At 37.2% G+C, this 11,766-nt stretch carries 6 protein-coding genes, 1 tRNA gene and 1 pseudogene; 2 read left to right on the forward strand and 6 right to left on the reverse strand.

All coding sequences use genetic code 11. The annotated features are described in order from the left end of the window. Position 1: 1 nt before the first annotated feature. Both MKL32_RS00385 and MKL32_RS00390 read right to left on the reverse strand, forming a co-directional pair. Positions 2-5,308 (reverse strand): DEAD/DEAH box helicase, encoded by a 5,307-nt coding sequence (locus MKL32_RS00385; protein ID WP_270900038.1) that lies wholly within the window; start codon positions 5,306-5,308, stop codon positions 2-4. Between the two features lie 341 nt (positions 5,309-5,649). Next, positions 5,650-5,973, reverse strand: coding sequence for a helix-turn-helix domain-containing protein (locus MKL32_RS00390; protein ID WP_270900039.1), 324 nt, complete (start codon positions 5,971-5,973; stop codon positions 5,650-5,652). A gap of 286 nt (positions 5,974-6,259) precedes the next feature. Here MKL32_RS00390 and MKL32_RS00395 point away from each other — a divergent pair, with 286 nt between their 5' ends. Then, positions 6,260-6,565: a hypothetical protein gene (locus MKL32_RS00395; protein WP_270900040.1), complete on the forward strand. Its 306-nt coding sequence runs from the start codon at positions 6,260-6,262 to the stop codon at positions 6,563-6,565. Positions 6,566-6,737: 172 nt separating this feature from the next. Here MKL32_RS00395 and MKL32_RS00400 read toward each other — a convergent pair whose 3' ends face one another. Next, on the reverse strand, positions 6,738-8,798 hold the full coding sequence (locus tag MKL32_RS00400; protein ID WP_270900041.1) for a DUF3987 domain-containing protein: 2,061 nt from the start codon (positions 8,796-8,798) through the stop codon (positions 6,738-6,740). Positions 8,799-8,921: 123 nt separating this feature from the next. Continuing rightward, positions 8,922-9,101 carry a helix-turn-helix domain-containing protein gene (locus MKL32_RS00405; RefSeq protein ID WP_270900042.1) on the reverse strand — a complete coding sequence of 60 codons (180 nt, stop codon included), beginning with the start codon at positions 9,099-9,101 and terminating at the stop codon, positions 8,922-8,924. 102 nt (positions 9,102-9,203) lie between these two features. Between MKL32_RS00405 and MKL32_RS00410 the strand changes: the two genes are divergently transcribed. Further along, complete coding sequence (locus MKL32_RS00410) at positions 9,204-10,037, forward strand: hypothetical protein (RefSeq protein WP_270900043.1); 834 nt, start codon at positions 9,204-9,206, stop codon at positions 10,035-10,037. Positions 10,038-10,163: 126 nt separating this feature from the next. Here the strand turns inward: MKL32_RS00410 and MKL32_RS00415 are convergent. Beyond that, a tRNA-Ile gene (locus MKL32_RS00415) sits at positions 10,164-10,240 on the reverse strand. 460 nt (positions 10,241-10,700) lie between these two features. Then, positions 10,701-11,392 (reverse strand): annotated as a pseudogene (locus MKL32_RS16170) (amidohydrolase family protein); the annotation flags it as partial. Between the last annotated feature and the right edge of the window lie 374 nt (positions 11,393-11,766).

Consider the following 11,766-nt stretch of genomic DNA (forward strand, 5'->3'; position numbering starts at 1 on the left):
GTTAAATTTCCTTACTACCTACTGGATGAAACAGCGTGACATGTTCACTAAATAGACTTACCCATTCTGCGTTATTTGATGCGTTAATACATGCCCAGCCTTTGTCTTTAAGTTGCTGAATAATTTCGTCACTTGGCCATTTGGTAAAGACTAACGTACGCGCTGATTTATATTGCGCTACCGCTATAGCTGAGCCACCAGAAACTGGTACCATAGTCGCATCTGGCTTATTTATGCCATGCTTTTCAATGGCATTAAGAAATTCGCTTGCATTGTTATCCATCAAAGTACTTGTTGGGATGTTATTAACTGGCGCATTATTTGTAACTTGTGAGCTTGGTCGAACATTTGCATTTGCCAAAGCAACCAATAACGCCAACGCATCGTGATCACGACGATTGATATTTTCATGATCTGGCTGGTTGAAATAGGATAATAAACATTGATAACAGCCTGCTTCACACAAAGCATTGCCTAGATTGTCCTTAATCTCTAGTGTTGATAGTTCATTTACGTTCCAGTTACCTTCTGGTTTTTGAAAATGCATAATCTCAAGTGCTTTGCTTGCCACTAATGCCAAGCTTTCTGGCTCAGAAGCCAAGCGAGTCAAAACGCCAGCACCGCCTTCAGCGGCCTCATAAAATAATAGTGACTTTCTATCATCAAGCTTTGGTAATGGCTCGGCGACTAATTCAGACTCTTCAATCTGGAAGATCATTTCAATGCCACGTTTTAAAGCAGCCTGAGCTGTTGCCATTGATTCAGTAGAAAGCAGCTTGACAGGATGAATGATCAATAGATTTCGATGATCTTCAACGAATGGCACAATGCGCTGGTTTGCAACTTTGTCCATTACGCTTTCATCATTGCCATTATCATCATCACTGTTAGGATCATCCTGCTTGCTCCAAGTGCCTGTGATTGGATTGATGAAAAAACCAAGCTGGTTTTTGTCTTTTCTGCGACGCCAGCCACGATTGATTCGCCAAATTCGGGCAGCAGGGGCATAAGTCAGTTCTGCAAGCGGATCTGTACCTGATTCAACAATCGCCTTATGTTGTTGAATTTTTCCATCTGGTCCTGGTAAGAATCGATAGGTGGTTTGTAATTCAAACCCTTGCCGTTGACGATCTTCATCATTGATTGATATGCGCTCTACCGGCACTGTTTCCACAGTTTCAATACGGTATAACTCTTTGACCCAGCCTTCTTCAGTCAATAGTGCATCACAGTTTTCACAACGCTCTACCAATGGCTCTTCCCCCCCTGACTGACCCAAATGTCCATAACCACACTGACTGCAAACACGTGATGAAATAGTGGCGAGCGAACTGTTACCAGATATATGATCGCTATTGCCAACATTAAGCTTGGCACGAACTACTCGATACATACGCCCTTGGTGATAAATTAGGCTGCGAGGACCAAACTCAGACAGTGCAAGGAAGCGTGGTCGACTAACCATACTGCCTTCCTCATCTTTACCAGCAGTTTGCCCACCACGCGCGGGTATCCAAGCCATAAGAGGCAAGCGAGGGAAATTGTAACCAGGTAAAAATCCTTGGCTTGCTAAATAGCGGTAAGTGTAAAAATCCGAATTCTGCGTGTTACCAGTTTTTAGTAATATTCCATATTGATTCGCAGCATCCCCCCAGCGACGTTTAGCATTTGCTCTTTCTGAGTCTGTGGCTGTGTGGCTTTTTGCCACAGCTTCAGCCATATCCATTTGCTTACGCGTAGCGTCAAATAGTGCTCGCCATCGGTCTAATGCCTTTGAGAAATTCAACGGAGCTTGAGTAATAACTGAATCAATATAGTCTTGAGTAAACCAATGACTTTTACTCAATTCGCTTTCCAGCTGCTTAATAACACCCTTTGCCGCGATACGAGCTTTAGCAATCACGTTAGAGTCTGACAGCTTTTGCATTAACGTTGTCTTTAGTGGTTTGGTTTCATCCTCCAAATTAACTATTGGTGCAATACTGCTATCAAGCTCGACTTCTGCAGCCGCAAGCCATACAGCGTGTAAATGACTTTCTATGAGCTCTCTGTTACCCAAGTCTAAGGTTGGTGCTTTCACTACGCCATGAACCATCTCATTCGCATTATGGAAGAACCACTGATCGTGGGGACTAAGAGATGCACAATAGGTAATCACCAATGCCTGCTGACCTGATCGTCCAGCACGACCACTTCGCTGAGCGTAATTTGCGGGTGTGGGAGGGACATTCCTCAGATACACTGTATTTAACGCAGATATGTCAACACCTAATTCCATAGTAGGTGAGCAGAACATCACAGGCAGGCGTTCGAGTGGAGTTTCATGACCAGGCTCTTCAAGCCATTCTTTTCGATCCTTCTCCGTATATCGAAAGCGCTGTTCTAATAATTGGCGTCTACCAGCATCAACTTGTGCAGTGTGTTCTTGGGCCTCAAAGTAAAACAAAGGATGGTTCGGTTGTTTAAGCAATTCCGCCAAATTCAGATAAAGCTGACGGAAATATTGGTTTGTTGTACTTTCTTCCGCCTTTACATCATCTGTTAGTAACCATTCCATAGCAGATGCATTCAAACGATAGCCCGCTAAGCCCTTTTCAACGCTATGTTTCTGTATGTAGCCATAAAGTGTAGCAAGCTCAAGTAAGGATGAAACTAATTCAACCCATTCGACATCTTTCCATGTGCTCACTTGTCCAGCAAATGAAGTCGATTTCCAGAATTCGGCATTCTTGATAACTTTGATCACCCGAGAACGCTCGGCTGCAGAAACTAAATCTGTTCTTGGCTTACCTTTATATTCGGGGCGTTTTGTTAAAATCAGAAACTTTGATGTCTCTAGTTTCTCGTCAGCTGCAAATGCCCAGCGCTCATTCAAATAGTTGAACGCACTGTTTCTTGCTTTGTCTTGTTCAACAGAATCGAGATAACGCGTTTCAAGGCACAGGGAACGACGCATCTCATCAAAAAGGACTTTGCAAAGATTCTGACGATTCAAGGTATTCAATCTAGCTAGCACCGAATTTTTGCAGTGCTGAAACAACTCCTCCTCAGCACAGAACTCCTGTAAACCTCTGTAACCTATTTGCAGAAGTGATAGCTGGTCTAGATTGGGATTGTTAAACCGCCAGCCTCTACGTAGATCCCGAACCAAGCGATATCCGATAATGTAGCGCAAAGTTCTTTGAGACTCTTGCCTCGCAAGACCCATAAGTTTTGGTGTTTTAAGATATTCAGCAAGAGTACCTTCATCGACTTTATCAAAGCCAAGTGATTTGAATACTTCCTCGGAAAGTTTTTCCTCGTCCAGTACACCATTATTGGCTTTTAGTGCGCCTATTAATCCTGCGCGTAGCGTCAGCAAAAAGATAAAGTCATTGAAATGTCCAGCCTGCAACGCAGCGTCCTGCCGATTATCTGTAAACCCCAAGAGTTTTCTCGGATCTGGTACACCTGCTGGCAAATCCTTAATAGAAAAAAGTTGGCGTAGTGCCGATAGCGTTAATACTGTCGTTGCCGATGACCGTCCCTCACCTGAAAGACTTGCGAGTCGGTTGATGTCTTTACCATGTGCTTCATGTACTTGTGCACAATTTAGACAAAATCGGAATTTTCCAGGAATATACCAAAAGCGTTGGCCCCGTCCTTGAATACCTTGGGGATCAATCAGGAATTCTTCAGGTCGAGCTTTCTTATAAGTAGACTTGAGCTTGGGTTCTGATTTGGTGAAATCAATCCAAGATTCAGGAAGGTCTTCCAATCCACCTTTGTACGTTTGAGAGGGCTTTTCTGGGCATAGAAAGCCAAAATTTAGATCGTCATTATCTGCTGTGGTTATTTCACCAATATCTCGTGGGTCAAACCTGATTTGTCCATGAGTTGTTTTCCAAACAGGATGATATTCTTGACCACAATCTCGACAGAAATGTGTGGGGTACAATTGGATCGCTTGTTCCTGTCGACCAGGTGCAAAACGTTGCGCATCTAAGGTAATGGCTCTTATGCCTTCTGGTTCAAGCGTTGCTAAAACCTTTCCAGGTCCACTTATGAATTGGTGTAGTTTGAAAGCAAATGGAGCTCGATCTTGAGGCGTTCTAATATCGTGTGCTGCAACTAAAAACTTTTGTAGAGCTAAGGAAGCTTGCTCTTGGGATACACCTGCATCAAATGCTAATTGCTCGGCAGCAGAATTCAGCGTTTTAGGCTTAGCACGTTTAGGTGGCTCATCATTTGGAATTTCGATACCCAAATTAAGTTCAACCCAGATTGCAAGTGGTGAGTCTTTAAACTCATCAAATCCGCTCCAACTAAAACTCTCCTTTTCAATTTCACTTTTAAGGAGTGTTTTGATCGATGCAACATCTTTTGATTGCGTTGTTACTCGCTCAAGTGTCTCTCCGATAACATCATGTTCGGAAATTTTAGCACCAAATAATTTACTAGATACGTCTGCTACAACCTTATTTCGATCTGCTTGCTTTCCGGTACTAGACATTGTCGCTGATGTCCCGATGCAAATCATTGAATTAGCTGCAAGCCTCTCTCGAAGTCGACGAACCAATACAGCTACATCAGCACCTTGCCTACCACGATAGGTATGAAGTTCGTCTAGAATGAGAAATTCTAGCCCCTTACAATTTTCAACCACCCTACGATCCACTTCTTCATAGCGTGTTAGGATTAGCTCTAACATCATGAAGTTAGTTAATAGAATATCTGGTGGGTTATTTGCGATTTCTTCTCTTTGTGCTTTGCTTTCTTGACCTGTATAACGTGCTACTGTAAAAGGCCTGTTACTTAAAGGGAAATCAACAAGAAACTTTTCAAGCTCTTCCAATTGACTATTAGCCAAAGCATTCATGGGATAAATGACAATCGCTCGTGTTCGTGGAGTTGAATCCTGATCCTTGCCTTTCAAAATTGCATCAACTACTGGAATAAAGAATGACAAAGATTTCCCTGATCCTGTCCCAGTTGTTACTACATAGCTCTGCTTTTGCTGCCCCTTAGCAAGAGCTTCAATTTGGTGCTTATATAGAAAAAGAGGATCCGACCTTCCTTCGGTTTTACCAGTCCGAAAAATATCGGCACAAATTGGGTGGAGTACACCATCTTTTGCTAAATCTTGAACAGTACCTTTTCTCTGGTAATTTGGATTTATTTGAATGAGAGGCTGCGGCCAGTAGCGTCCTGCCGTATATTCCTGCTCAACTAGATTTTTTATGTCACTAGCAGCAATAGATACAAAACTTCTGGAAAATGTACTGTATTCATCTATTAATTCATCTCTAAAGTTGAATACGTTTTCCATTATTTTATTCCTCTTAACATTTCATAGCCAAGTGCTAGGCTTGTGCTTGAAAGACTATAAATTGTTTCGTTTTTTTTAGTCATGAATAAATCTCTGCTTTTTATCTGATAACCTACTAAACAATCAACATTCCACTTTCGTAATAAATACCCAGCAATTTCTGCTTGAGCAGTCTTTTAACTTGTTAATTACAGCAATAGTAAAATAATAGTAAATTCCACTTCGAGCTTAATCAAAAGACCATGAGATATTTCTCATTATTAAATACTTTGTCATGAATTTTGAGCAATTTACTCATAATTTTAACTGGAATATTCTAATTTTTTCATCAGGACTTTCTCTCAAGAACGTAGAGATAAGATAAATTTCTCGATTATCTCTCGCTCAGACTCTGGTAAACCTTGAATTGATTTTGAAATAGGATCGGTGCCTAAATCTGAGTATTGATCTGTACGCCCTAAGAGATAATCACCAGACACATTCAGAACAACAATAAGCTTATAAAAATTTTCCAAAGATGGCTTTCGAGAGCCAGCTTCAATATGCGAAATTGAGGTCGATGGAATCCCTGTTTTTTCAGAAATATCCTGCTGTGTCATTTTCCTTTGTGCTCTTATTTCTTTAAGCCTTTTACAAAACAGCTCAGAATCCATCTCAATCAACATAAAACACCATAAATCGACAATAAATACTTGACTATATAGACAAGTTTTCATATATATACATGACAGCATTTTATTGTCTATTTCGACAAAAAGACATCATCAAAAGAAATTAAAAGAGGAAATTTAATATGAAGAATAGTGTATGTGCATGAGTGTCTTATCTCGACAATAAAACACTCACGCTTTTCATATCAAATCGCTGAAATGAAAGATGTAAAATTTCGACGTTTTACCTTTGCATTCTTTCATAACAGACCATTGAAGTAAATTTATCTTGGAGTCTATTATGAGCAATTCACCAGGCCACATCCCTATTGCTATTCATCCAGCAATTCGAAATTTGAATGTACGTCAAATTTCTAAAATGGTTGCGACAAAAATTATTGAAAAAACCGAATTAAATTTGCAATATAACTCATCATTTTGCAGACAGCTCAATGTTGCTACAGACCTGAACACATATGAAGCTTTAGCTTATTACGTTGATAATAAGTATTTTGAAAAGTATAGTTTTAGTCAATTTGAGCTAATTAATGTAAGTAGCATTTACGATGAGTTATTGAATGATTTTAAAAACATTTTTTGTTATTAAAAGTTATCTAATTATCTAAATCCAGACTATCACATTGAATTATAATGTTTTAAAAATAGATGAACTTTTCTTAAGATATCTAAATCATCTAACTTAGATGATTTAGATAATTTGAAAAACAACTTATCTAAATCACTTTAACTATATTTCAATAAGTTACCCTTGATTTAGATTAATTAGATAAATTTTCTACAAGTTCAGGATGTAAAACTACATAGTCACTATTATTTAGTGTTTCGATTCGAATATGATAGGTTTCAATTAAATATTGTAAAGCAGCATCTCGTAGCTTAGCTGACTTAAATTTTGCATGCTTTTGATTGATACTCGATTTTAAAACCCTTTTATTACCTTTCCGATACTGAGCTTTTAGCCACTCTAGTAAAATTTCACTGTCAGATTTACTATCTTTACCATAATAATCAATCCACTGCTCTAAAGAATACCTACAGATAGCTATAGCACCTTTCATCGTTTCTGATGTAATCACGCTCTCTTGTTTAAAAAATGCGAAAATTGCAGCGACTCTTAAAACATACTGAACAGTGCGCCGTGCATACGAGTGTATGAAAGCATATCGTCCATTTTTTTCAACTTCACGCAATATAAAGTTTTCATATTCAATATGCAGATCGTCTGCCTCTTCAGTTTTCAAAATAACCATATGAGCATTTGCACAGTCTAAAGCTTTTGGAACATCCGATAAGATTTTCTCACATAAACTCCAATATGCCTTGAGGTCTATATCTTGATCTGGCCTTATAGATCGATCCTGTTTTGTGATTTGAACACTCTGCAAAGGTTCGGCAAAAACAATTAAGGCACGCGCTAAAAAACCTTGCTCTCGTAATAACTCATTTTGCAAAGCCGGATATGCAATCACATCTTGCACACCAATATTGATTGAAAAACGAACACCATCTACATATTCAATATTACTGCCTTTTAAAACATTACTAATAGATTCACCATCAAGCAAATTATTAATCACACTAAGTGCTTCGCCTACCGTATCACTTTTCATGGTATATCCAGAAAATAGATATGCCCCTTCGCCAGTTGTCCATGTAAAACTTTTTTGATCGCTTTTTTTTACTAGTGAAATCAATCCTTGTATTGTAAGTTTTTTAAATCTAGCCAAAGGAATTTTTGGCTCAATTAATTCACCTTTTGATCTAACCCATTCATCGTACTCTTTCTCATATAATGACATACTGCTTTTTTCTATGGTTTTAGAAACATAACAGGCGTCATTAATACAATTATCTTTGCCTGCACCACTTGGAAAGATCGTAATGGTAAAAAGGCTACAAGGTTGACCCTTAATCATTTTATCACTAGGAGCATTGATATGTCTTTGAGACAAAAAAGCCATTTCTCCTAAGTAAGTTTGTCCTGCCACTGAGATTGGGACTTTATGAATATATGCTGTTTTTTTAATTGCATTTGCGATTAATGCTGGAAAAGCCCAAAGCGGATAATTTTGCGGTGAATTGTGATTAACTGAACTTAAAGATGCTAAGGCAGGCCAAGAGTTTGATGACTGGACTTTTGACTCACTTTCAACATCTTCATGTTTAAGTGAATCAATATATGAAGCATGAATAGAATCAATCCGTTCTTGTACATCTGCATACGATAGCCTAGATAAATTATCTCGGCTGAACTTTATGTGAGGTTGAGGGTCTTCATCATAATTAGCTGTCATGATTAAAACAGATTCAGGTAGCAGGCTTTCTACTTCTTGCGACCCAAATATAAGATCTGGCAAGTAGATTACATATGATTTTGTAAAACAAATTTTAAAAAAAACATCCAATTCATTCGTCAAAACCACTCGTGATAATTTCGTTTTATTCAGCAACCGATTGACTAATAAACCATCATCAATTTGAAGTGCTACTTTCCGCCATTCTATGACTTTTTGGGGTTCACAAGATATATCATATTCATACCCCATCCCAACAATCAAATAACCAGTTACAAAATTCAGATTAGAATTACTTACAAGTTTAAAAATGTTGCAGCCACCACAATCCAAATGCGGATAGTGTGGATGTATGTAACTTTCATCTAAAATTTTATCGCCTTTTATAAAGTTTAAAGAAAACTCTTCCAATGTAGATGAAGAAGTAACTTGCCCAGTTGAATGATGAGTACTTAATATAGGGTGTTCTTCATCTAATTTTATTTTCAACATATTAATTCTTACCATATTCCAAAATTCTAGCAAAACACCTCCAATCTACTTAATGGATTCAAGTAGATGCTGATGTACTGCACTAGAAAAATTTAAGTTAAATAACTGATTTAATTTTGAGTTGAACCCAGAAAAAATACTGGGTTCATAAAAGAATTACTTAATTTCACCAGCGAACTTTAGAATTTCATTACGGTTCCAACGGAGTAAACGACCATGCCTTTTTGGAACAATGGGGCCATTTTCATAAATAGCCCACTTTCGCAAAGTTTGCGGTTGCATCCCCAAAAGTTGAGCTGCTTCTGCAGTAGTACATAGTAAAGATTCAGACTTCATACTTTGAAGTTCCTTTTGAAAACATTATGTACTTTTTAGTTGATTTTTAATGTATTGTGCATCTTCAAGTTCATATTCAAAAGTTGACGATTGACTTATAAAATGTGTAGATCAAGTTCAAGAAAGAATGCTATTAATTATTTAAAAACAGTAATTTGGTATGAAAATATAAATAATTATGTCAGCGTAAAACGCCGGATAGCTGTTGAAATTAACTCTCCATTTCGATTGGGACCTGATCCAGATGAGAAGGAAAAATATTTATTTATAGTGAATGTTAATAGGATCTCCGAATTTTTTGATCAACAAGAATCTGCCATTTGGTATAAATATAATTCCGGTGCAACTTCGCCAACCAAGACTACACTTGAAATGTGCGAGGATAAAATCCCCGGGTCATCTATCTACTTTAAACATCCTATTTGGAAATTACTTGAACGATTTCCAACACATGAAGATTTAAAAATATTTTATTCAGCATTACCTAAAAGAAATTTAGAATTTTTGCTTAGGAAACTTCCTATGGATTTAACTCAAGCTAATGCAGGAGAAGTTTGGGAAAAGTGGGATGGAAAACTTCAACTTTTCATGCTCATAAATTTTTTAGATTTTATTGGCTTTGTCGTATATACCTATTATAAAAGCTTGTATAAATTTCAATTTGAAAAAACAAAGAATATACATATCTTCTTGACGCAAAATGTCCAATTTATTTTAGATAATTTTCGATGGTGTGGTGTCTATCTATTAGATTTTCTTTTTCTACACATTAGACAGCCTAATCAAGAGAAAAATACAGATTGGATAAACTTTGTAGCTTCTGATGAAATAAGACAGACGATTGACAGAATCAGAAAAATGAAGCGTTTCATACCAATGCAAAAATCGATGGATGATTTTAAGACTCAATTTACAGATGCATGCTCATTAGACTGATTCTTTTAGTGTATTCAATAAAGTAAATAAAATTCTACGTTGATTGATTTTGCTTACTATACGCTTACTAAGACCCAAAAACAAAAAAACCACTTAGGATTAGTACACCTAAGTGGTTGTTTTATATGGTGGGCCCAGACAGACTTGAACTGTCGACCAACGGATTATGAGTCCGCTGCTCTAACCAACTGAGCTATAGGCCCTAAAACGTTAAAATGATTGAATACAATAATTTAACTTGTGGCAGATTCTACATAATTCAGTTTTGCAATGCAATAATTTTTGTGCAGACGTTTAGCTCTATTGTACATTAATACATCATTTTACTTGATCAGGATCATTCACAATGATACTGGCAAGAACAAAGCCTAGAAAATCCTTAGATTATTATTCAACCAAAATATCTTCATGGAGAATCGTAAAACCAAATCTGCTTCTCTTCAATACATAGTAAAAGTATACATTAATATTTTTTATTTAAATGGTTCAAAACTCATAAGCATTAAAATCAACAAATTATATAACCCATTGCTCTAATAAATTGGAAGACTTTAAAACATGAAGCTTTTAATTTTATTTATAATTTAAAGATCGTAAAATAAATAAGCTAAAGTATGTATTGAATACTTTAGCTTGAATAAGTCAGCAGCCAATAATTATAAATTACTTAGCAACCGTATTCTTATAAATCACACCATCTTTCATGATTACCACAAAGTTAGTTTCGGGATTGGAAACTAAGTTTATATTTTCAAGTGGATTCCCATTTACTAACAGTAAATCAGCTAAAGCTCCTTCTTCTACTACTCCTAGTTTACCTGGGTATGGATTACGAGGACCAGAGAGCGCAAGTAACTCTGCATTGGTTGAAGTAGCCATTTTTAAAACCTCTGGAGCTGTATACCAGTGTGTCATCGTCGCAAGGATTGCCCCTTGATTCTTAGTCATCTTTGGGTTGAATAAAATATCTGTGCCCCAAGCTACTTTAAGCTTGTATTTCTTAGCTAACTTAAATGCATCATCAGTACCTTTTTGTACTTCAATTTGCTTAACCCTTGCCTCACCTTGTTGGGGATTCGAATATTCATTATCAAGAAATGCTTGACTACTTAACCAAGCATTTTTTGTGCCATCATTTTGATCGTTGGTTCATCTATCAGTTGTGCATGTTCAATGACTTTAACACCACCTTTAAGAGCCGCTTGAATTGCTCTAGGCGTGTAAGCATGCACTGCAACATATGTTCCCCAATTTTCAGCTGCATTCACCGCCGCTCTAAATTCTTCCTCTGAATATTGAGCTACATCAATTGAATCATATTGAGAAGAAACACCGCCTCCAGCAGCGAGTTTGATCTAGTGCACCTTATCTAATACAGTCCCAAAATTTATTTATGATTCTTTTCAAGCCATTTCTTAATAGAAGCAATATCTTTAAATTTAAAGTGCATATAGTCATCTGAAACACCTTCTAGCCCTGAATTATCCCTCCCTAAAATATTCGTTATTGAGTTTAAAACCACATGGTTTCTTTCTTTTTTAATTTCATATAGATCAACGGTATACAGCTTTCCACTCGGCTGCGGATAACAACAATATGTTTCTGAATACAAAGTTATTAAAACTGGTGGCTTACCACTGCTGTCCCACAAATATCACAAGAAGAACCTCAATTGAGGTTCTTCTTGTTTTCGCCATTTTTTATCAGGCACAAAGAGTGACCTTAAAAG

The sequence above is a fragment of the Acinetobacter sp. AOR34_HL genome, assembly GCF_027854795.1.
Lineage (GTDB): Bacteria > Pseudomonadota > Gammaproteobacteria > Pseudomonadales > Moraxellaceae > Acinetobacter > Acinetobacter junii.